General features: G+C 32.3%; 19 protein-coding genes. 16 read left to right on the top strand and 3 right to left on the bottom strand.

Annotated features, from left to right (window positions below; all coding sequences use genetic code 11):
* The first annotated feature begins 53 nt into the window (after positions 1-53).
* The 5 genes from G530_RS0113520 to G530_RS0113490 all read left to right on the top strand — a co-directional run bounded on the left by G530_RS0113520 (position 54) and on the right by G530_RS0113490 (position 6203).
* Complete coding sequence (locus G530_RS0113520) at positions 54-1790, top strand: helix-turn-helix domain-containing protein (protein WP_035716456.1); 1737 nt, start codon at positions 54-56, stop codon at positions 1788-1790.
* An 80-nt stretch (positions 1791-1870) separates the two neighbouring features.
* Positions 1871-3826, top strand: coding sequence for a serine hydrolase domain-containing protein (locus G530_RS17535; protein WP_084519473.1), 1956 nt, complete (start codon positions 1871-1873; stop codon positions 3824-3826).
* Between the two features lie 288 nt (positions 3827-4114).
* Positions 4115-4312: a glycine zipper domain-containing protein gene (locus G530_RS16945; RefSeq protein ID WP_035716453.1), complete on the top strand. Its 198-nt coding sequence runs from the start codon at positions 4115-4117 to the stop codon at positions 4310-4312.
* An 81-nt stretch (positions 4313-4393) separates the two neighbouring features.
* Positions 4394-5647, top strand: coding sequence for an alpha/beta hydrolase-fold protein (locus G530_RS0113500; protein WP_026935046.1), 1254 nt, complete (start codon positions 4394-4396; stop codon positions 5645-5647).
* Positions 5648-5903: 256 nt separating this feature from the next.
* Entirely contained in the window at positions 5904-6203 is a 300-nt protein-coding gene (locus G530_RS0113490; protein WP_026935045.1) for a hypothetical protein, read from the top strand.
* Between the two features lie 119 nt (positions 6204-6322).
* On the opposite strand, the gene G530_RS0113485 is transcribed toward G530_RS0113490, so the two are convergent.
* A complete protein-coding gene (locus G530_RS0113485) occupies positions 6323-7024 on the bottom strand; it encodes a LytR/AlgR family response regulator transcription factor (protein ID WP_026935044.1) in 702 nt (233 codons plus the stop codon).
* Complete coding sequence (locus G530_RS0113480; RefSeq protein WP_026935043.1) at positions 7021-7815, bottom strand: sensor histidine kinase; 795 nt, start codon at positions 7813-7815, stop codon at positions 7021-7023. The genes G530_RS0113485 and G530_RS0113480 overlap by 4 nt, the downstream gene beginning before the upstream one ends.
* Positions 7816-8024: 209 nt before the next feature.
* On the opposite strand from G530_RS0113480, the gene G530_RS0113475 reads away from it, so the two are divergent.
* From G530_RS0113475 to G530_RS0113425, 11 genes are all read left to right on the top strand, one after another.
* A complete protein-coding gene (locus tag G530_RS0113475) occupies positions 8025-8912 on the top strand; it encodes an ABC transporter ATP-binding protein (protein ID WP_026935042.1) in 888 nt (295 codons plus the stop codon).
* A 2-nt stretch (positions 8913-8914) separates the two neighbouring features.
* Positions 8915-12220, top strand: a complete 3306-nt coding sequence (locus tag G530_RS0113470) for an ABC transporter permease/M1 family aminopeptidase (protein WP_026935041.1) — start codon at positions 8915-8917, stop codon at positions 12218-12220.
* Positions 12221-12345: 125 nt separating this feature from the next.
* Complete coding sequence (locus tag G530_RS0113465) at positions 12346-12966, top strand: hypothetical protein (protein ID WP_240472168.1); 621 nt, start codon at positions 12346-12348, stop codon at positions 12964-12966.
* A gap of 111 nt (positions 12967-13077) precedes the next feature.
* A complete protein-coding gene (locus G530_RS0113460; RefSeq protein ID WP_026935039.1) occupies positions 13078-13764 on the top strand; it encodes a DUF4386 domain-containing protein in 687 nt (228 codons plus the stop codon).
* Between the two features lie 224 nt (positions 13765-13988).
* Positions 13989-15431 carry a serine hydrolase gene (locus G530_RS0113455; RefSeq protein WP_026935038.1) on the top strand — a complete coding sequence of 481 codons (1443 nt, stop codon included), beginning with the start codon at positions 13989-13991 and terminating at the stop codon, positions 15429-15431.
* 180 nt (positions 15432-15611) lie between these two features.
* Positions 15612-16694 carry a tryptophan--tRNA ligase gene (trpS, locus tag G530_RS0113450; protein ID WP_205619199.1) on the top strand — a complete coding sequence of 361 codons (1083 nt, stop codon included), beginning with the start codon at positions 15612-15614 and terminating at the stop codon, positions 16692-16694.
* 26 nt (positions 16695-16720) lie between these two features.
* Complete coding sequence (locus tag G530_RS0113445; protein ID WP_035716450.1) at positions 16721-17575, top strand: CPBP family intramembrane glutamic endopeptidase; 855 nt, start codon at positions 16721-16723, stop codon at positions 17573-17575.
* A gap of 94 nt (positions 17576-17669) precedes the next feature.
* On the top strand, positions 17670-18602 hold the full coding sequence (locus G530_RS0113440; RefSeq protein ID WP_026935035.1) for an NAD(P)-dependent alcohol dehydrogenase: 933 nt from the start codon (positions 17670-17672) through the stop codon (positions 18600-18602).
* A gap of 156 nt (positions 18603-18758) precedes the next feature.
* Complete coding sequence (locus tag G530_RS0113435) at positions 18759-19334, top strand: YdeI/OmpD-associated family protein (protein WP_026935034.1); 576 nt, start codon at positions 18759-18761, stop codon at positions 19332-19334.
* Between the two features lie 245 nt (positions 19335-19579).
* A complete protein-coding gene (locus tag G530_RS0113430; protein ID WP_026935033.1) occupies positions 19580-21013 on the top strand; it encodes an amidohydrolase family protein in 1434 nt (477 codons plus the stop codon).
* 4 nt (positions 21014-21017) lie between these two features.
* Entirely contained in the window at positions 21018-21932 is a 915-nt protein-coding gene (locus G530_RS0113425; RefSeq protein ID WP_240472167.1) for an alpha/beta fold hydrolase, read from the top strand.
* Between the two features lie 187 nt (positions 21933-22119).
* Here G530_RS0113425 and G530_RS0113420 read toward each other — a convergent pair whose 3' ends face one another.
* The gene (locus tag G530_RS0113420) at positions 22120-24219 is read right to left on the bottom strand and encodes a helix-turn-helix domain-containing protein (protein ID WP_026935031.1); all 2100 of its coding nucleotides are present in this window, start codon (positions 24217-24219) and stop codon (positions 22120-22122) included.
* Between the last annotated feature and the right edge of the window lie 48 nt (positions 24220-24267).

The raw sequence follows: 24267 nt of genomic DNA, 5'->3' as shown, positions 1-24267 counted from the left end.
ATATTAGTTCAAAATCTATTGCAGTACTACCATTTCAAAATATGAGTAGTAGCATGGAGAATGAATATTTTTGCGATGGTTTAACCGAGGAAATTATAAATGCACTGGCAAAAATTCAAGAGTTGTCAGTTACTTCTCGTACTTCCTCTTTCTATTTCAAAAACAAAAAGGTTTCTACCAAGGAAATCAAGGATGAGCTAAATGTAGCTACCTTCATCGAAGGTAGCGTACGATTCTCCAAAAACAAAATGCGTATTACGGTCCAAATGATCGATACTATAGAGGATTTGCACTTTTGGTCTGAAACTTTTACCAGGGATCCTGAAGATATTTTTGAAGTTCAGGATGAAATTAGCCTGTTTATAGCTGAAAAGTTAAGAGAGCATATAGGTCATCTGGAAATTGAAGAAAAGTTAGTAGAACCTATAGATGTACCGCTGGATATATACCGGGAATACCTGAAAGGGAGGTACTACATCATGAAGTTGGATTATAAAAACTCTATAAAGGGTATCAATATTTTAAATGAGGTAATAAATAAATCACCCAATTTTTCAAATCCTTATCTAGATATTAATCTAGCCTATTTTAATATGGGAACCATGGGGCTTTTACCTGCATTAGAAGCATACGAGAAGGCCCAGCCTTATTTATTAAAGGCATTAGAGTTAGACCCAAACTCATCTAGGTCACAATTGAATTTGGCTTGGATAGAATGCTGGCAAAACTGGAATCTTAAGAAAGCTTACAAACATGCCAATAAGGCTTTGGAGATTCAACAATCAGACGATATTTACTTAACCATTTCTAATTTTCTGACAGTGGAAGGAAAATTAGATTCAGCACGTAATTATCTGGATAAAGCTTTACAGTTAGACCCTTATGCCGCTATTAACCATCATTATAAAGGTTTTTTATATTACCTACAAGAAGATTACACCACTGCAATACCTATTTTAAAAAAGGCATTGGAACTAGACCCAATGTTACCTTTTCCACCAATTTATATAGGGATTTGTTTATTAATGTCTGATAAACCAAATGAAGCTTTGGCATATTTCGGTTCACTTAAAGGGGTTTCTGTGAAAGACCTTACCAAATTAGGAGGTGAAACTATGTGTTATGCAATGCTCAATGAAACGGAAAAGTGCAATGATGGATTAAAAGAATTAGAAACCTATTTAATAACAGAATTAGTGGATAAGGCATTTACATTTTTAATATTAGTTAATGCCTTATTAGGAAATAATGAGAAGGTAGTTGAATTAGTAACACAAGCATACAATAACCGTTTGCCATTAATATTTTTATTAAATCCATCACCAATTCTTAAGCCTGTAAAAAACCACAAAAGGTTTAAAGACATCATGCTAAAAGCCATTCCTGATAATGTAAACTACAAACGGAAGAAAAGGTACAAACAAGCATTACTGGATACAAACGAAATTAAAATGTATAGCAAAGAGCTTGAGCAAATAATGCTAGATTATAAACTTTACTTAAACCCAGATCTTTCGTTAAAAGATGTAGCCTCTTACCTGGAACTTCCTGCCAATTATGTCTCGCAATTATTAAACTTGGGCTTTCAAAAGAACTTCTCTGAATATATTAATACCTTTAGGGTTATCGAATTTAAAGAGCGTGTTATTCAAGAAGAAAACAAAGGATTAACAATAATGGCTGTCGCCTATGATAGTGGTTTTAACTCTAAAACGGTCTTTAATACATTTTTTAAAAAAATAGAAGGAACTACCCCAAATTCATTCCTCAAATCAAAAAAAGGGAATTAGTTCTGATTTAAAAAATAGAACTCTACCTATCTGCCTTTGGGCTAGTTTTGTCTTGTATTTATGAATTTAAACTTCTTGAAATGAAAACATATATCACATTATTTTTCGCATTAATGATGCTTTGCGTTTGTAATGGTCAGATAAATTCTGATACAAACACACAACCCACCTTATCTGATTACACCGTTGGAGAAAAATGGGTGTGGAAGTTTAAAGGAGTAACTACCCAAGGAGAAGTAAGATCTGAAGGGACAGACACTCGAGAAATAATTGATATAAAGGGTAAGTTATATATAACTGTTGGTAAGGACACGGTTCCGGTTACAGATATTATAAAGCCTGAAGAAAGCGATACACCAAAGTATGATTGGCCCCTTAATGTAGGTAAAAAGTGGATTTACGAAGAGAACTGGACAAGTCAAGATGGTACAACTGGTAATCAAAAACTAAACGCAGAGGTATTATCCTATAAAAAAGAAACAGTAGAAGCAGGAACTTTTATGGCGTACACGATTCATTATAATGGAAACATCACAAATTCCAGAGGTTATAATGCGGTTGTAGATGAGGTTTGGTTGTATGCACCTAAAGTTAAAAACTTCATTAAGCTAACTCAAAAACAAGATGATTATGTTTATAACGAAGAGCTAATTGAGTATTCTAATAAGCCTTCAAAAAATAAAGTTCTATTAGAAAATCAGATTATTGGAAAAGTGAAGTTCTTAGATGAGCCTGAAAACTTTCGCACTATAGCAAATAAAATGACCAAATATAAAATACCTGCTCTCTCCCTTGCAGTCATTAATGATGGTAAAATAGAATGGGCTGAAACGTATCATAATTCAAGTTTTTCAGAACAGAGTTTGAACGATTCTAGTATTTTTCAGGCGGCATCATTATCGAAACCAGTAACCTTTTTTGCTGCCTTGCGCATGGATACAGCAGGAAAAATAAATTTAGATGAGAATATTGAGAACTACTTGTTGAGTTACCAATTACCTCAGGGTAAGCAAACGGCAGAAAATCCAGTAACCTTTCGGAATATTTTTGCGCATACTTCTGGTATTACTTCAGGAGGGTATCAAGGTTATGCGAAAGGCCTTGCCATACCAACTGATGTTGCTGTTTTAAAAGGGGGTGCCGGCGTAAATTCTCCAGCGATAGAAGTCATCGCCACACCCAATGAAATGCTGGCGTATTCCGGTGGTGGATACACCTTAGCTGAGGTAGCGCTTCAGGATGTTTTTAACGACAATTTTTCTAATATTATGTACGAATGGATACTTCTACCCATTGGTATGGAAAATTCTGAATTTACACAACCCTTACAGGTAACAGATTCAAGCAAAGTTGCAAAAGGCTACACCTCAAATGGAACTGTTTTAGATGCTGGCTGGAGAAATCATCCAGAACAAGCAGCAGCTGGACTTTGGAGCAACGCTACTGATATGGCTAAATTCTTAATTGAAATCTATAAAGGTTATCAGGGCGAAAGTGCAGTTTTTTCAAAGCCTGAAATTCAATCGATACTCAATCAAGAACGTGATGGACACATTTATGGATTAATCGTGGATAAATCAGAGACAGGTTTTGCAATCACCCATTATGGTGGTAATGCTGGATACAGAACTGGCATGACGATAGACCTTAATACCGGAAAGGGATTGGTATATTTAATTAATTCAGATAATGGAGGTGCTTTAGGTAATGAATTGTTGTTATCAGCTTCACATTTATACAATTGGAATCACTTTAAACGTGTATCTGTTAAACGAAATCAATTAGATTCAGAATTATTAAAACAACTTAAAGGCGAATACAAATGGAATAACCAGGTAGAGCTTTCTATAAGTTTTAATGATGAAACAAACCAAATTTCATTGCACTTTCCAAACGGTGATGCTTATGAACTCATTCCAATAAAAGGTGAAGAATTAAGTTTTATCAATCCTAATAAGGGAGTTGAGGTTTCTTTTACTGCCACAAATGATTACCAATCTTTTCAACTTTACGGTGAAACTGCTATTAAACTATAATATAAGTCAAAAGTTTATATTAAACGCTCACAAAGTATTAGTGGAGTAAAATTAAATCCTGTTTTTTATAATAGGGAAAAACTACCATAGCTAAAACAGTTAAGAGCATCCGCTGCTGGTAGTTTTCATATCAAGGTAAAACTTTTTTCAGCATTTTAAACAGTCTATTGATATGTGTAAAGTTTACCGATTAATGTAATTCGTTCGGATTTTTAAAGTAGAACCTCTTATAGATGAAGCTATTGTAATTTTACAATAAATCAATTAAAATTAGAAATATTAGAAAATATGGAAACTAAGAAAAATTTAAAGGGAGTGAAATTAGGAATAGGAATTATTCTAGGATCTATAGTGGGCTATTTAACCTCAAATATCCAGTTATGGTTTGTTCTAGGCATTGCCATAGGTGCTGCGTTAGAATATGGCACCAAAAAAAAAATCATAAAATGGAATAGTTTATTAGAACAAAAAATTCTTGTAATATAAAAACATATCTTACAAAAACGGCTTTTGTAGTCTTTACTTTATTATCAAGTTGGCCTTCATTAGTTATAAATTGCCATTAATATGAAAAGTAGTATAAGATTAATACTAATCATAGGATTCTGCGTTTTAATTAACCTTTCAGGAAGATCTCAAAACAATGAAAATAAAAAATACCTTGAAAATATTGGGATATTAGATAGTATTTACTCTGAAACGCTCGAAGAATATAGAAGAATTTATATCCAGTTTCCAGGTAACTATACATCTCAAAATTATGAGAAATATCCTGTAGTTTTTATTTTAGATGGAGAAGTACTTTTATCTACAGTTAAAAATGTTCAAAGTTTTTATAGTGGTGGGTTTACACCAGAAATGATACTGGTTGGTGTTTCTAATGAAAATCATCGCACAAGAGATTTGACTACTTCTAAAATAACTAAAAAATATGGAATGCCTTTTAATGAAGATAATGGAGAGGCTGAAAATTTTAGTGATTTTTTAGAAAAAGAATTAATTCCATTTATAGAAAATAAGTATCCAGTAACCAATTTTAGAACTTTAATTGGTCACTCCTATGGAGGCCTATTTACTATTCATACATTAATTAATAATCCTCAATTATTTTCTAATTACCTGGCCGTTGATCCAAGTTTAGATTGGGACCATCAAAAATTACTTAAAGATTCTAAAGATAAATTGGTCAATAAAGATTATAGCGGAAAAGCTTTATTTATGTCTTTAAATGGACAATTAAATATGCAAAATCCAAACGTCACCATAGATAATGTAATGCAGGATACAACTGATTTTACATTGTTCTCCCGTTCGAATATTGCCTTTTCACAGTTGGCAAATAAAAATGCTAAAAACGGATTGTCTTTTGACTGGAAATTTTACCCCAAAGATTTACATGGTACCGTTGCTTTTCCTTCCATTATGGATGGTTTGATTTCTCTATTTAATTGGTATCAAATGGAGAATACTGAAAAGTTTAACTCCCCCGAAACTTCCAAAGAGGAACTCTTTAGTATTGTAAATTATAGAGCTAAAAAACTCGAGAATCATCTTGGCTATAAGGTTCCACCGTATCCCGAAGAACTTCTCAATGCACTAGGTTATATGAGCATGGATATGGATCAACAAGAAAAATCAAAAATGTTTTTCGAGTTTGCAATTAAGTTTTATCCATATAGTTCAAATTCACACGATTCTTTGTCAGAATATTATGAAAGAATAGGTGATTACGGCAATGCAATAAAATTTGCATCTAAAGCTTACGAAATTACTAATGATGACTACTATAAAAATAGGTTAGAAGATTTGCGCAAAGAATAACGAAAGGCCAACAAATTATAGTATAAAATTTTTAATTAAAATTTATGACCATAAATACAGAACAAAAACAGTTGATTAAAACTGTCAGAATAACTGGCTTGTGGTATTTAATGATGGCTATTTCAGGGATTTTAGGTTATATGGTCTTTCATTCAAAAAGTGAAGGAATCAGAAAAATAACTGACTAAAAAAAAATTAATTAACTCTAGAACATCAATATCATACTGATTATCAATTAATACTAACATCTCAAGATATGTCTGTTGAATTAGGTACTAAAAGTCTTCACGAACATAATAAGTCACTCTTATATTCGAATCGACCAAAATTTAAAGAAGACATAAGAGACAATATTTACGTAGATAAAATAAGAACAGATGGTGTTTTATTTGAAGAAATAGAAAAAGATAAATTAGAACGAGTGATAGCTCAAATTAAAGCTAATGCAAAAAGAGAATTAATAAAAGACTTCAAATACCTGGCAATTTCAATATTCATAACAATATTAATAATGTTCTTTCTGAAAGATTATCTTGATCAAAGATTTTCTATCTAATTTAAATGGAAACAAACAATTACCGGCAGGTAATAACTAATATGGTATATAAATTATCAGCTTAAATTCAATTTTAACCTGTAGCTATATTTCAGGACAAGACATTAGAACCAAACGAGCTACTTCAATAATTCAATAACATTTGCCTTATAGAATTTACCAATAGGTACAACCTGATCGCCAATATAAATTCTATTACCTTCTACCCTAGCCATGTGCTTTTTTGAAACGGCAAATGATTTATGAACTTGTATGAAATCATTATCAGATATCAATTGTATGGTATCTGATAATTTTTCACGAATACTGATAGTCTCATCATTGGTGATAATTTTGGTATAATTGCCTGAAGCTTCAATAAATAGAATATCATCTATAGCTACCTGAACATGACTATTATTTTGTTTTAAAAAAATATACTTCTCTTCAGCTTTTATAGCCTCGTTATTTTCTTTTCTTATTCCTTTAGTGTTAGCCGCGGTCACTTTATTAACAGCACTTAAAAAGCGTTCAAAGCTGAACGGTTTTAATAAATAATCTACAACGTTTAATTCATAGCCGTCAATCGCAAATTCACTATAGGCTGTTGTTACAATAACTTTTGGTGGTGATGAAAGTGTTTTTAAAAATTGAAATCCCTTTAATTTAGGCATATTTAAATCTAAAAAAATGAGATCTATATCATGTTTACTTAAGTAGTCGATAGCTTCTATCGCATCATAACAATCTGCTTTAAATTCTAAATTTGGCAGCATATCACAATAGCCTTTTATAATATCGTGCGCAATATGTTCGTCGTCTATAATGATATATGAAATCATAAGCCAGTAATAGTTAATGTAGCATAATAAATGGTATCTGTTTTAGACATTGTTAACCTATGATTTTTTGGATATACCAGTTCTAATCTTCGTTTTAGGTTTTTTATGCCAATTCCTGTATTGGGATCATCTTGTGTTGCATCAAAATTATTTTCTATTGTAAAGGTAACTTGATTATTGCTCGCAATTAAATTGATATGCACATACGCATGTTCTCTTAAATTTTCGACACCATGCTTAAAGGCATTCTCTAAAAGGATGATAAAAAGAAGTGGCATTATCTCATAATCAGTGTCGTTTGTTTCAATGTTGAATTGAATATCAATCGCTTTATGATAACGCATTTTATGGAGTTCGATATAGTTCTCCAGGTAAGTGATTTCTTCAGATAATAAAACAGTGTCCTTTTCACCATCATAGATGCTATAACGCATCATATCGGAAAGTTTTAAGATCAGCTTTTGCGCTTTCTTAGCATCCTTATCTACCAATCCATAGAGGTTGTTGAGCATATTAAAAAAGAAATGTGGATTCACTTGACTTTTTAAATGCATTAACTCTGTTTTTGCCTTTTCATTCTTCAAGCGTATAAGCGATTTTATTTGTTTAAAGAGCCAATATGCGATGGTGACAAATATCAGGATAAAGTACAAGGCTATAAATTCTACAAACCCTTCCAACTTGCCAAAAGTGTCATTAAAAAGAACAACAATTAACCCAACACCTATAAGGGTTATGATATAAAAGCGCTTTATAATTTTCTTATTCCTATCCGGTATTCTAAAATTCATAATTCAATATTAATTAAATAAAACCCGGCCAACAAATAAGTTGACAAACGTTATATAATCCGTGATAAACCACAATGAAAGTGTTTTGAAGCGACTTTATAACTTATGCCAATGAGTTTATCACTAGTAGACTTATCTGTGTCACTATCTTTTTTTAAAGGCTAAAAACGCTTTTATGTTTGTTCCATATCAATCAAAAAATGAACAGTATGGAACTCAGAATTGACAAGCTATCAAAGACGTATTCAAATGGGATTAAAGCCTTACAAAACATTTCACTAGAAATTCCAAACGGTATGTTTGGTTTATTAGGTCCTAATGGTGCCGGAAAATCCACTTTAATGCGAACCATTGCAACGCTACAGGAAGCAGATTCTGGCTCTATTATTCTTGGAGACATAGATGTATTAAAACAGAAAAATGCGTTGCGGCAGGTACTTGGGTATTTGCCGCAGCAATTTGGTTTGTATCCTAAAATATCTGCTGAAGTTTTACTGAATCATTTCGCGGTGTTAAAAGGCATTACTAATAAAGGAGAACGTAACGATTTAGTAGATGCACTTTTACATAAAACAAATTTATACGAGGTACGAAAACAAAACCTGAAAGGGTTTTCTGGTGGGATGAAGCAGCGTTTTGGTATTGCACAAGCGTTACTTAACAACCCGAAGTTACTTATAGTAGATGAACCAACAGCAGGGTTGGATCCTGTGGAACGAAATCGATTTTATAACGTTTTAAGTGAGCTCGGAGAACATACCGTGGTTATTTTATCTACACACATTGTTGATGATGTCAAAGAACTCTGTACCAACATGGCAATTATTAATCAAGGCCATGTATGCTTACAAGGGAATCCGTTGCAAATATTAGAAGGTTTAAAGGATAAAGTCTATAGAAAAACAATCGATAAGGCAGAATTGAACTGTTATAAGGAAAATTATCAGGTTATCAGTGAACGATTATTTCTAGGAAAACCAACCATTCATATCGTGAATGATAAAAACCCAGGAGATGGTTTTTCGCTAATTAATGCTGAATTAGAAGATGTGTATTTCTCAGAAATCTTCAACAACACTAATCCTAAATCTAACTAGTAATGTGGTATCATATTTTTAAGTTCGAAATACTATATCGAGTTAAGCGACCAGATACGTTTGTGTTTTTCTTATTCCTGTTTCTATTTTCTATTGTAGGAGTAGACTTTATTTTTCAAGGTTCAGAGATGGGACTTCTAAAAAAAAACTCACCTCTAGTGATTGCAAAAACAATGGGAGCGATTACGGGTATCTTCATGATATTAGCCTCAATGATTATGGGAGTTTCAGTATTGAGAGATTTTGAATACAATATAGAATCATTGCTATATTCTACGCCAATTCATAAAAAAGATTACTTACTAGGTAGGTTTTTAGGGTCCTTTACTGTCTTACTATTTGCATTTACAGGTATTCTATTTGGTATGATGCTGGGCGAGTTTATGCCCTGGACGAACCCTGAGGATTTATTAGATTTTAATGCAATTATTTATGTAAAAACGTTTTTAATGGTAACGCTGCCAACATTATTTTTTGGGGCTTCGCTGTTTTTTGTTACAGGTGCTTTAAGTAGAAGCCTAGTGGTAGTATACACCCAAGGTATTATTTTATTTGTGGTTTTTATGCTAACCAAAGCAATCACTAATGAGTTTTGGCAAGCCATTCTAGATCCGTTTTCACTCACAACCACCACCTTTGCCACAAAATCTTGGTCAGCTATAGAAAAGAGTACGCTAGAGCTTGATTTCATTGGAGCATTGCTGTATAACAAACTGTTTTGGGCTTCTCTAGGAATACTTGCATTAATCTATGGTTATAAAAAATTCAATTTTAATGTTGTTAAAGAAAAGCGAGCTAAAAGAAAAAAGCAGCAAGTATTGGCTAGTACAGCTTCGTATAAGGTCCATGAAGTAGAGGTTCCTACTACTCAAAAACACTTTGGTTTCCTTTCAAAACTAATCCAGTTAAAACAGTTTTCTTGGTTCTACTTTATAAGTATTTGCAAACAGGCTTCATTCTGGGGAATTGTTATCTGTGGGATGATTATCATACTTATTAATTCTGTAAATCTCGGGACTGTATACGGTGTTGATAGCTATCCAGCAACCTATTTTATTGTTGAAGAACTCAAAGAAACATCTATTTATTTCTTCATAATCATTTTAGTGTTTTATTCAGGAGAATTGGTATGGAAAGAGCGAAGTGCTAAACTAGATCTCATTTATGACGCAACTCCAATTTCTGGCTTTATAAAGCTAATGGGTAAGTATATTGGATTAAACTTAGTGTATGTAGTATTAATGCTTGCCTTAATAAGTTCAGGAATTCTATTTCAAACATTAAGCGGGTATTACAAATACGAATTCCAAGTCTATTTTTATGGTTTCTTCTTAGAGATTTTACCGTTTTTAGCACTGTATACTTTTATTGCATTTTTTATTCAATCTGTGGTGAACCACAAGTTTTTAGGCATCATGCTCGTGATTATATTCTTTATGGGCAATATCGCTATGGGATTATTTGGGTTTGATCACGATTTATATTTTTTCGGAGGAAGCGCCTTAGGAACATATTCTGATATGAATGGGTATGGACACTTTTTAAAACCTTATTTATTAATTAAATCCTACTGGTTTCTCTTCGGAATGTTATTACTAATTATTGGATCTTTAGTTAACGTTAGAGGCACCGAAACAAACTTAATTAAGCGTATTAAAGCAGGGAAACATAGATTAAGCAAGCCACTTTTTAAACTAACGAGTATTATTTTTATAGCATTTGTAGCTTTAGGAAGTTTTATTTTTTATAACACTAATATTTTAAACACCTATTGGACCAATTCTGAAGCTACCGAATTTAGAGTAGCTTATGAAAAGGAACTCAAACAGTTTGAATATATACCACAACCCAAAATAGTAGCTGTAAATTTAAAAGTGGAATTGTATCCTACCTCAAGAGACTATACTGCAGAAGGGTATTACATATTGAAAAACACCAATAAGCAATCCATTAACGAGATTCATATTCAAAAACGCATTGAAGAGAACGTTACAATAGACACGATCACTTTTGATGGAGGCGCTACGGAAGTTAATACGTACGCGTCCTACCATTATACCATCTATAAGTTGAATAATACGTTGAACCCTGGAGATTCGATTAAAATGAATTTTAAACAATCATTTACCACTGTTGGGTTTGAAGCAGGTAATTCAAATGCCAATATTGTAGAAAATGGAACATTCTTCAATAATAACCACTTTCCAACATTAGGCTATAACAGAAAATATGAGTTGAGTGATACTGATGAACGTTTAGCATATAATTTACCAGAAAGAATAAATAGAGCTAATAGAAATGATACTAAAGAAATAATGAATGCAAGAGCTGGTAGTGATTCTGACGGTATTAATTTTGAAATGACTATTGGCACATCAAAAGATCAAACAGCCGTAGTTCCAGGAAATTTATTGCGGGAATGGACAGAAAATAATCGTAATTATTTTCATTATAAAATGGAAATTCCAATGATTAATTTTTACGCTATGGTTTCAGCAGCATATGAAATAAAAAAAGACACCTGGATGCCAAGTAAGGATGCTTTTGCTTCCCCGGTTGACCTTGAAATTTATTATGATAAAGCGCATAGTTACAATATAGACAGAATGATGAAATCTATGAAAGCATCATTAGATTATTATAGTACAAATTTTAGTCCGTATCAATACAAGCACTTACGTATTATGGAGTTTCCGCGTTATGCGCAATTTGCACAATCTTTTCCAGGAACTGTGCCATTCTCAGAGTCTATAGGATTTGTTCTAGATATTGACGATAAAACCGATGTAGATATGGCATTTTATGTGACTGCACACGAAATTGCCCACCAATGGTTTGCCATGCAGGTAGAAGCAGCAAATGTAAAAGGGCAATACTTCATTTTGGAAACACTTTCTCAATATGCGGCAATGATGGTTTTAAAAGAGCACTATCCAAAAGAAAAGGTTCAGCAATTTTTAGAGTTGCAATTAGAGAAATACGAAAAAGGGAAACTAAGAGAATCTGGAGTAGAACCAACGCTAGCATTAGTAGACAATCAGGACTACGTCTACTATGCAAAAAGTGCCATAAACATGTTTAAACTACAGGAAACCATTGGAGAGGAAAAGGTAAATACAGCGTTAAAGCAATTTCTTGAAGATTGGAACACCTCTAATGGTAAATTAAAAACTAAAACTAGGAGGTATGCAACTAGTAAAGATTTACTTGATTATTTTAAGGAGGTTACACCAGATCATCAGCAGCATATAATTACAGATCTTTTCGAATCTGTAGGAGAATTAAAAATTGATGCAGCGAACGAATAGTACGTATTACGTCCCTATGTAATAGGTTCTAATTTCCAAATACGAACTTTTAGCCCCCATAATATTCACAATTTTGTTGTGAATAATAGTAAACATCAATTTTAATAATCAAAAAACGAACAATCATGAAATCAATTAAAATGAAAACAATCAAAAAACAAATCTTATCAAGAATGGCTTTCGTAGCCTTTGCATTAGTATCAAGTATGACATATGCACAGAACGCAGATTCTGAAACAACAACAACGCAGCGAGATGGCTTTATTATTGAATTTTCAGTAGGTGGAGGTCTAATCAGTTTAGAAGATAGTGAAGGTATTCAAACGTTCGACAAATCTCAAGGAACGTTTGTTTTTCCAGATCTAAAGTTGGGCTATATGTTGAATGAAAATCTTGCCATTACTGCCGCTATGCCAGGAAACATATACGAATTTAAAGATAATGACAGGAATTTTGGAGGTTTTATACCATCTTTACAATATTGGGTAAAAGACAACTGGTGGATTCATGGCGGAATTGGTTTAGCAATAGATTCGCCTGCATTATATGATATTAAAGATGATGTAAATGATGATTGGAACTTTGGTTGCGCAGTAATGGCAAGTACAGGTAATGAAATTTACAAAAAGAAAAACTTTGCGCTCAATGTTCAGTCTAAATTAGTGCTTGGTCGTGCTTCTTTAGATGGAGATGCTCATAGGGATGCAGTAATCTTTAATGTAGGATTAGGTTTTAGTTGGTTATAAAAATTTATCTATAGCCATATATTCTGTTGTTGTGTGCCATTAGGGCAAAACTGTTACAATTACTCTTTTACAGAGTCAGAATTAGTATAAAGTAATAAAAATGTTTAATCTATGATTGCAAATACAGAACAGAAAAATTTAATTAAGACCGCTAGAATAACTGGCTTATGGTATTTAATGATGGCTATTACAGGAATTCTAGGGTTTATGGTCTTTCATTCTCAATTATTTGTGTCTGGTAATCCTGAACAAACGCTAACAAATTTAGTAGAATTAGAATCTACAGCAAGAATTCGATTGCTATTAGAATTTGGTATAGTAATTTCCCAGGCACTTACCGCAGTTTGGTTTTTCAAATTATTTAAAGATAATTATGAATGGGAAGCTTGGACTCTAGGTATATGGGGAATGGTAAATGCTTTAGCCATTATGATAAGTGCAATTTCAATCGCCTCAGCAATAGGTATTGCAAATTCTGAAATAAGTGCTATGGAAGACAAAGTTTTACTAATTCAGGTTTTTCAAAATATTATTTCGAATGCTTGGGGTATTGGTGGCCTATTTTTCGGGTTATGGCTATTTCCAATGGGATACATAGTTATCAAATCCAAAAGGTTGCCTGTCTGGTTAGGAAGAATAATTATTTTAGGTGGTATAGGCTATCTAATTTCTACAGTTATACACTACGCAGGAATTGATTTTAGCTTCAATAGATTTCTTACTCTACCTGCAACCATTGGAGAATTTTGGATGATAGGTTATTTACTAATTTTTGGCATAAGACCTAGCTATAAGTAAAATTAAATTAAAACGGAACACAAAAGTGGCTATAAGTAATGGCACCGTTCTCTCCTACTTCTGAAAATCCTCACGGATTTCAGTTTGGTTTATACTTGCAACGTTAAGTGCTAATCCGCGAAACTACTCATAACCGAGATCGTTGTAGCCAATTATTAAATTGGAACATTCCAAAAATCATATCGTCAGGAATAATCATAAACCTAGTTCTAAACACGTAACAAATGAAATCAAATTTTCTCCTTTTACTAATATCAGTAATCTTTTTAATAGGTTGCAAAAACATTAACAGCAAAAACACAAGGGATTTATCAGAAATTAATAAAAATCAAAGAATCAATCAAACTTTGATAGATTCTTTGATTAAAGTATCCTATGAGCGTGGAGTTTTTAATGGAAACATCCTTGTTGCTAAAAATAATAAAGTAATATATCAAAATGAATTTGGATATTCAGATGCCTCTAGAACAAAAAAACTTAGTAGAAACTCAATATTTAACATTGGCTCTATAGCAAAAGAATTCAACGCTGTTGCGATAATGATTTTAAATGAAAGAGGGTTACTTAATCTGGATGATAAAATCTCAACTTTTGAATTGCAATTACCAGAATGGTCAAATACCATTAGTATTAGGCATCTACTTCAATATACTAGTGGACTGCCAAGAATCAACTGGAACAATATTAAAAATGACAAAGATATTTATAACGAATTAAAAAATATTAAACATCTAAGTTTCAAACCTGGCACAGATTACTTGTACAGTAACAATAATGTTTTTCTACAAAGAAGAATTGTTGAACAAGTATCTGGAATGAGTTTTAATGATTTCATTCAAAAAAACCTACTTATTCCTGGTGGTATGACAAATGCTATTATTGACGCGGATACTCAAAACCCTGAATTAGTAACCGCATTTAATAATGCTTTTGTAAATGATAGAGCAATGGATATCGAATTCTCTGGTTGGGTAAACCCTACTGCAAATGATATGTATAAATGGATAATCAACTTACACTCAGGACAGTTTATATCTGATAAATCGTTAATTACTTTATTTGATTCGCATTCTAAGGAGAGTTCTTCTGCTTTAGGGATTGGTGTAATTAAGAATGACACTTTACTAATTCATCAACATCATGGATCATCTTTCAATTTTGAATCTTTTATCCATTATAATGTAAAAGAAGATTTATCAATCATTTTAATGACAAATAATAAAAACCGCAAGCTTCGAGAAATAACTGATGCAGTCGAAAATATTTTAAAAGGCAATTCCTTTTCAATACCACAGAAGTCTATTTATTTCGCAATTAGAGAAAAATGTTATGATAATGCTAATGAGGGAATTCAGCTTTATAAAAACTTAAAAAAGCTAAATTTTTATGAATATAATTTTTCGGATGAAAATGAATTAAACCAACTTGGCTATGATTTGATTAAGAAAGGTCAATTAAAAGAGGCTATTAGCATTTTTACATTACTTATCTCAGAATTCCCAAATTCATCAAATGCATTTGATAGTATGGGCGAAAGCTATTTCTTAAATGACCAATTTGAATTATCTAAAATAAGCTATCAAAAATCTTTAGAACTCAATCCCGAAAATACAAATGCAGAAGAAATGATAAACAGAATTGAAAAAATAAATGTAAAAACAAACTAATGTCAACAACCTGTATAATTGCTTCGCCAGTTCGCTGCGCTCGTGTCATTGTTAGTTCTCGTCTACTTTCGAAAGTTCTCGCTGACTTTCTATCTGTGATTTATTTGCTAAATCAGATGTTTAAACACGCAACGAATCTTATAAAATCACATTGTGGATAATGAGAAAAATTGAACTTACTTGAATAAAAGTAAACAAAAAATGATAAATAAAAGTTTTGAAAAAGCAAAAGAGCAAAGCAAATTATTAGAAAATGATTTGTATAAGAACCCTCAAAAGTACCGCGTATTAACGGGAGATAGACCTACAGGTAATTTGCATCTTGGCCACTATTTTGGCTCAATTATAAACCGATTAAAATTACAAAGCTTGGGAATTGAGACTTATATTCTAATTGCTGATTATCAAGTGTTGACAGATAGAAATGTTTTTAATGAAATTTCAAAATTCACCTATGAACTAACTTTAGACTATTTAGCCTGTGGATTAGACCCTGAAAATTATAAAACTCATATTTTTCCACATAGTCATATTCCTGAATTAAATCAACTAACTATTCCCTTTTTAACATTGGTATCTAGTTCAGAATTAAACAAAAATCCTACGGTTAAAGAAGAAATTACTGCTTCAGGGATGAATACTATTAATGCAGGCATGTACATCTATCCTGTTCACCAAGCTGCAGATATTTTGTTTTGTAAAAGTAATGTTGTTCCTGTTGGGAAAGATCAATTACCTCATATAGAATTAACCCGTAAAATTGTAAAGCGGTTTAATACAAAATTCAATAAAAAAATTTTTACAGAACCAGTTGCATTTTTTACTGATACCCCTACTATTCTTGGGTTAGACGGTATTCAAAAAATGAGTAAAAGTCGCAACAATTCAATTATGATAAAAGCGACTGCTGAAGAAACAAGAAAACTAATAAAATCTGCCAAGTCTGATTCAAACCGCCACATATCTTATGACACAGAAAATAGACCAGAAGTTTCCAACTTACTTAAGTTAGCTTCCTTATGTTCAGATAAAAATCCAACAGCTATTGCAGATGAAATTGGTGACCAAGGATCAGGAAAACTTAAACAGATAACAGCAGAAGCTATAAACACATATTTTGAACCCATTAGAAAAAAACGAAAAGAGCTTGAAAAAAACAAGGACTATGTAAGGGATATTTTGCATAAAGGTATAAGTAAGGCAAGAGAAACAGCAATTGAAACGCTGAGCGAAGTCAATGAAGCAATGAATATGAAAATATAATAGCACCATAAAAAAAACTACTGATCTTGATAAAATCTATAGAAAATAAAAAACAAACCTGGATAACAATATTCTTATTTCTGGGCCTTGTAATTGCTCTTACTTCACCATTTCATTATGCAATAGTCAATTTATATCCATCAAGAATTTATGTTGGAGCTATTATGTGGTGTCCTGCAATAGCTGCATTTATTACCTTAAAAATAAGAGGACGTAAAATTTCATCACTAAGCTGGAATTGGGATAATTGGAGATATATTCGATGGTCTTATTTTATTCCTGCCTTTTATGGTGTAATCACTTATTCATTAATCTGGATTTTTGGGTTCGGAAACCTAGCAAATGAAGGAGCCATAATTGAATGGGGAAAAGAACTGGGTCTGTTTGGTATTGGAACTTTAAATCCAACGTCAATAGCCATCATAGCCATTATTTTATTAGGCACTGTTGAAGTAATAAGAGCCTCTGCAACAACCCTAGGTGAAGAAATTGGATGGCGAGGATTTTTCATCTATGAATTGAGAAAAGTGCTGTCTTTTAATGGAGTAGCAATTTTTAGTGGACTAATTTGGTCTTTTTGGCATTGGCCATTGCTAGTTTACTATAGTAACAATGTACTATTAGAATTTACAACTTTCACTATCGTAATTGTTTCTATGTCATTTATTATGACGTATTACACTTTTAAATCCAATAGCCTATGGCCAGCAGTTATTTTTCATGCAGTAAGCAACGTGTATATTCAAAAAATTATGCCTTCTCTAACAATAAACGTAGAAGGAAGTGAACATTGGCTTGGTGAAAACGGAATTATGTTTGCCATAGTAACACTTTTTTTTGGATTATACTTTTGGAGAAAAGCAGTAAAACAGCACTTATAGTCCACACTAATTTTCTATTTAATAGGTTCTAATTTCACAACACGAACTTTTGAACCCCAAATGTTAACCACCTTTGCTTGAGATAATAATAATTATGAAAGCAATAGAATGTCTAAAATATGGCGGTGAAGAAAACCTGGTTCTTAGCAATGTTAAAAAACCAACACCAAAAGATGATGAAGTACTTATAAAAATATGTGCTACTTCAGTAACCACGAGTGACGTTCTTATTCGAAGAATGAAGGAACCTTTAATTCCCAGATTTATACTTCAACTCATATTTGGTTTTGGAGGTCCGAGAAATCCTATATTGGGTATGGTAACAGCTGGAATTGTAGAGAGTATAGGTAAAGATGTGTCAATGTTTGAAATAGAGGATGAGGTTTTTGCCTACGGTTCTATTTCAACTACCAAACATCGTTTTGGTTCTTATGCAGAATATATTTGTTTACCGGAAGATTGGAATATAGCACTAAAACCTGCAAACCTTAGTTTTGAAGAAGCTGCAGCGATCCCTTATGGTGGTTTGCTTGCTTCTCATTTATTGAAAAAGACGAGAATAAACAAGGGCGACAAAGTTTTAATCTATGGAGCATCAGGAAGTATAGGCACAATGGCAATACAATTGGCAAAGCATATGGGTGCTAATGTGACTAGTGTATGCAGTAGTCGAAATTTCGAATTAGTAACCTCTTTAGGTAGTAATAAGATGATTGATTATACCCTAGAAAATGCTGAAAAACAATTGGAAACATATAAATATGTAATTGATGCCGTAGGTAACTCGAAAACATCAAAATTAAAGAAAAATAGTAAAAAAGCATTGACTCCGAATGGCAAATATATTTCCATCGATGATGGGATTCCATTAACTCCAAAAGAAGCCTTTTTCAATTTAAAATCTTTAGCAGAACAAGGAAAGATTACCCCTGTAGTTGATAGCATATATCCTTTGGATAAAATGGTCGAAGCTCATAAATATGTGGAAATGGGGCATAAAAAAGGAAATGTGGTCATCACTATTTAGCTGGGTTTTAGATAGCTCATTTCTTAACTTTATTAATTAATAAAAGGTACTGTTGTCAATCCATAAATCATCAATCAAAAAATGAACAGCACATGTTTTTTTTAAATCACAACTACTACTAATTTAAGACTGTTGTATATCATTTGAGAAACCAGAATGAAAGAAGCTAAAGAAATTTGTCCAAGAACTAGAGAAGAGTGGAGAGAATGGCTTGAATTGAATCATAAAGAAAAGGATGCCGTTTGGTTGGTTTTTTATAAAAAAGACACTCCTAATTTTAACCTCAGTTGGAGTGAATCTGTTGACGAATCACTTCGTTTTGGTTGGATTGATAGTACAAAAAAGACACTTGATAATGAGCGATTCAAGCAATATTTCAGCAAAAGAAAGCCGAAAAGTAATTGGTCAAAAGTAAATAAGGATAAAGTAAAAATTTTAATTGACCAGAGTCTTATGAAAGAGGCTGGTTATAAAAGCATTGAAATCGCAAAAGAAAATGGTTCTTGGACAATTCTAGATACTGTTGAAAGACTGGAAATACCCGAAGACCTAGAACAAGAACTGAGAAGACAGAAAGGAGCAATGAAATACTTTGAAAGTCTAAATAAGTCTTCTAAAAAGGGACTTCTATACTGGGTTGTTTCAGCTAAGAGATATGACACAAGAAATAAACGAATTTCGGAAATTGTTGAAAACGCTAGTTTACAGATGAAACCAAAACAGTTTAGATAAACGACTATCAGCAAATGTTCTTCGGAATATTTCAAATCGTATTCGCTCTCATCGCCTTGATTGTGCTAATAGTCAGCTCTAAGGTATATGGAAAACTTAATCGTTGTAAAATAATCTATTACCTAATAAAATTCTACTATACGTCAATTCATAAATTATTAATCAAAAAACGAACAGCATATGTTTTTAATCAACAACTACTGTTTACTTAAAACAGATATCATCCGTTGTTTAAATTTATAAAAATGAAAATATTAAAACGAATTTTAAAAATTGTCTTCACTCTCATCGGCTTGCTTGCGCTAATAATAATCATTACACTCTGGGTGGATTCGTCAGGAACAAATTATCTTGAGATTAATAAAAATGAATCAGTATCTCATAATTCTTACCTCATAAAAAACGTCAATGTGATTCCAATGAACCAAGACACTGTTTTGGTTGATAAAATGGTGTATATAAAAGAGGGGATTATTCAAAATATTGCAGATACAATCAAGGTCAATGGAATTCAAGTTTTTGATGCAGAGAACAAATATCTAACACCAGGTCTTATCGATATGCACGTTCATGTGTGGGATAGATATGAACTCGGACTATACCTGTCCAACGGAGTAACAGCAGTTAGAAATCTTTGGGGTATGCCTATGCATTTAAGAATTAAAGAAGATGTCAAGGAAGACAATATTTTTTCACCATCGTTTTTTACTACAGGCCCAAAATTAACGGGCTCAGAATTTATTGGTGATGACAATTTAAATCTAAGTAATCCGAGTGAAGCTAAAAACAAAGTGATTTCATATAAAGACAGAGGTTACGACTTCATCAAAACGTATTATGGATTAGATAAAGAGGTTTTTGATGCTGTTATTGAACAAGCTAAGGTTTCTGAAATAGATATTATTGCTCACCCTTCTCAAAAAGTACCATTTTCATATCATTTACATCCAAAAATCAAATCCATTGAACATGCTGAAGAAATTGTCCAGCAACCTTTACAGTTTGATTTAAATACTAGTAAGTTACAACCGATAATTGATTCAATTTCGCAAGTCAAACACACTAGTTATAGTCCTACACTTACAGTGTTTCATAATATTTATGAAATGATGATGAATGATGATATTTTAGATTCAGAATCATTGAAGTATATGAATCCACTTATTAAAAAGGATGACAGCAAAAGGCAATTTGAGCGTTGGTTTAATGCAAAGCACGAAGATTCATCTACGGTTGAGCGGATAAAAAAACAGCACGATTTTCACATGACCATTGTTAAAAAACTACATGAAGCGGGTGTGCCTATAATTTGTGGAACTGATGCAGGAATTGGGGTTACGCTTCCAGGTTTTTCAATTCATAAAGAACTGAATTTTTACAAAGAGGTTGGACTTTCTAATTACGAAGTGTTGAAAACAGCTACTGTAAATGCTTCCCGAACGCACTCAATGATGAATCAACTTGGAACTATTGAAGAAGGTAAGGTTGCTAATTTATTAGTAGTGAATAAAAACCCACTTGTAGATTTATCATCTCTTAAAAATCCCACCTATGTTTTTGTGAAGGGGCGAAAATTAAATAGAGAGACGTTAGATTCTTTTAATCAAAAGGCAAAAAATCGAAAGAACCTAGTAGCTACTGCGCTACTGTATTTAGAAAACTTAATCGTAGAAAAATAATCTATTGCCTAAGAAAAATTCTACTAAATATCAAGCCATAAATCATCAATCAAAAAACGAAAAGTCTATGTTTTTCAAATCAAAAGAAGGAAAAGAAAAAATTATAACCCTTTACAATCAAAAGTTAAATGACCTGAATGTTGAATATTCAGAAAAATTGGTAGAAACAAAATTTGGAGTCACTAATGTTATCATAACTGGCGATACTAAAAAAGCTCCTTTAATTCTAATTCATGGCACAGGAGGATGTGCACCACAAATTTTAGACTCATTTCCTAATTTAGCCTCAAATTATTGTGTCTATGCAGTAGATGTGCTGGCACAACCCAATAAAAGTGCTGAGAATAGATTGGACATGAAATCTTTAGATTATGGAAAATGGCTTATTGAAGTTATTATAAAATTGAGACTGAAAGACGTGACATTAGTAGGCTTTTCCTATGGTGGTTTGATTAGCTTAAAAGCACTAGAGTTTAATGAAACACCAATTAGACAGGTTTTTTTAATCGCCCCGGTTTATATTGTTAATGGGAATCCATTACTTAGCCTATGGAAAATGTTTATACCCTTAAAAAGGTTTATTAAGACAAATAATCAAAAGCACATCGAAAAAGTAATGGGTGTACTTTTTACTGAATATGATGATTTTGCATTAAATTTTATGTCAACTACTTTTCAATATTGTAACATGGATTTTTCACCACTTCCTGTTATCTCTAAAACTTCAGCAAAAAACATTAAAACACCAATTACCATTTTTGCAGCTGAAAAAGACATCATGTTTCCAGGTAAAAAAATGATAAAACGAGCTAAAGCTATTTTTCCATCACTAAAAGAAACAGTCTTGTTAGAAGATTCGAAGCATGTTCCAAATACTAAAAGTTTTAAAATAATTGAAGACTTAGTTTCTAAAAATTAAAGATTTATGTGCATGGATTTTCAAGAAAGATTTTGGGAGAATTGACAATATCTCACTAAGTGTAAAAAGTTAAAAATAATAGGGGTTGGACTTTTTTAAATTCTGACAGTTTTTTCATAGAGCATTAGGAACTGATTTAAGATAATGCCCCAGGTCTTAATAGGCTTTGACCTGTAAATCAAATAAATTATATAAGTTCTTTTTCCTTTAATGATTTTTTCAATTGATTATGATTTTCCCAAAATCTATCATTAATTTTCCGAATAACTTCATCATATTCAGGATGACTTTTTAAGGTTTTCATCAATGGATCCTTTTCAAGGAACAACAAAATCCAATATTGGTAATTGTTTTTAGTGGCAAACAGTTTTAATTGCTCCATAGCAGGACTAGGCTTTCCTTCATGCAAGTATTCCATGGTCAAACTAACTGGCTGGTATATAGATTGGTCCTTTTCACAATACTCATCGTATGCTTTATAAAAGTCTTCGGCTTTATCATGAAACCCCATTTTATCATAAACTAAACCAATCTTCAGGTTTTCTTGTGGATACATATTTAACCCGTTTGCTTCTTGGATTTTTTGAAATTTATTGTAGTAATAATAAGCACTATTATACTTTTCCTGAAAATAATAGAACTTGGCCACTTCCTGCATGATATCTAAACGCGTCGTATCCTTTTTCCATTCTATAACTAAGGCATTTGTAGCTTTTTCTATATTTTGCTCCTGTGCGTATTGTATAAAAACTTTTAAAAAGGGTGCATAATAATTCTCAGGATTATAATCTAAAGATAAATCTATATACTTCTTGGCTTCATCTGTGAAACCATTTTGAATAAAAGCATTACTTAACGTCAAATATATATAGCTTTTGTTTATTGAATCATTCGCTTCAATATCAAGCTGCAAGCCTTTTAGGGCATATTTCAAATATTTGCTTGTATCAGGAATAACTCTTGAATACAAATCGGCAAGTATTTGAACTACAGAAGACGAATTGGGATTATATTCTAATGCTTTTTCTAAATGTGGTATAGCCAATCGATATTCACTAACATTAATATAATAAAGAGCTTTTGCTATAAGGCTTTCGGCAGATTTTGAATCATAAAGCAAGGCTTTATCTGCATTGTTATTTATAATATCTGTATACCGTTTTTCAGCCTGGTTTAAGTCTAAATAATAGTAGGATATTGCAATCTGAGAGTACGCGAGCGCAAATTGAGGATCTTGTTGTATCGCTTTTTCAAATAAACCGATAGCAGCTTCCAAACCTTCTTTTGTCTCTTCTTGAAGTTGTTCAAGCCCTTTTAGGTAATAATCATACGCCAATAAGTTTTCTGTTGGTTTTTTATCTATTTGTTTTAATTCTGCAGGTGTCATTGTCGCTTTTATAGCCTCCGCAATTTTTTTGGCAACCATATTTTGCACATAGAAAATGTCTTTTGTTTTATGGTTGTACTGTTCTGCCCACATCGGAGTATCGCTTGAGGCATCAATCAATTGGATATTCAATAAAACCTGATCATCAACGCGTTGTCCACTTCCTTCAACTAAATAATTGACCTTGAGTTCTTCTGCTATTTCTGAAATGGTTTTATCTGTATTTCTATATTTTTCTACAGAGGTTCTACTGATTACTTGGAGATCTTCTATCTTTTGTAAATTGTTTAATGTCGACTCCATAAGTCCGTTCACAAAATACAGATTATCAGAATCGCTACTCATATTTTTAAATGGTAGTACAGCTATAGATTTCTTAAGGTTGGCATCTTCTTTATCAACATTGGATGTTTTTTTTGGATAAAATAGGAATGTTGATATTACCAAGACCAAGGCAATTCCTAATATTAATTGAACTCGGTACTGTTGGAAAAATTCTTTTTTACTACCTTTATTAGCTTCTGTACTTGAATGTTCTTCTTGTTCAAATTCTACTTGTTCACCTATTTTTTTTCTAGCCTCGCCAGGAGAACACCCATAATAGTCTCTAAAGCATTTAATGAAATAGGAGTTATTACTAAAACCAACCTGATAAGAAATTTCAGAAACAGTAAGTTCTGTTTCTTCTAAAAGCTTCATCCCTTTTTGAAGCCTAACTTCACGAATAAATTGACTAGCACTAAGTTGAGTTTGTTTCTTAATCTTCCTCAATAAGTTTGATCGACTCATATTCATAAGGTCTGCCAATTCTGAAACCCCAAATTGCTCATTTGAGATATTCTCTAAAATAAGCGACTCAGCTTGCTCAATAAATTTTCGTTGATATGAGGTGTTAGACATAACGCATTGTACTGTTTCAAATTTAGAGCTTTTTATTTAAAATCCTTT

Source organism: Christiangramia echinicola DSM 19838, from assembly GCF_000423065.1.
GTDB lineage: Bacteria > Bacteroidota > Bacteroidia > Flavobacteriales > Flavobacteriaceae > Christiangramia > Christiangramia echinicola.
This window is presented reverse-complemented; position numbering and strand designations above follow the sequence as displayed.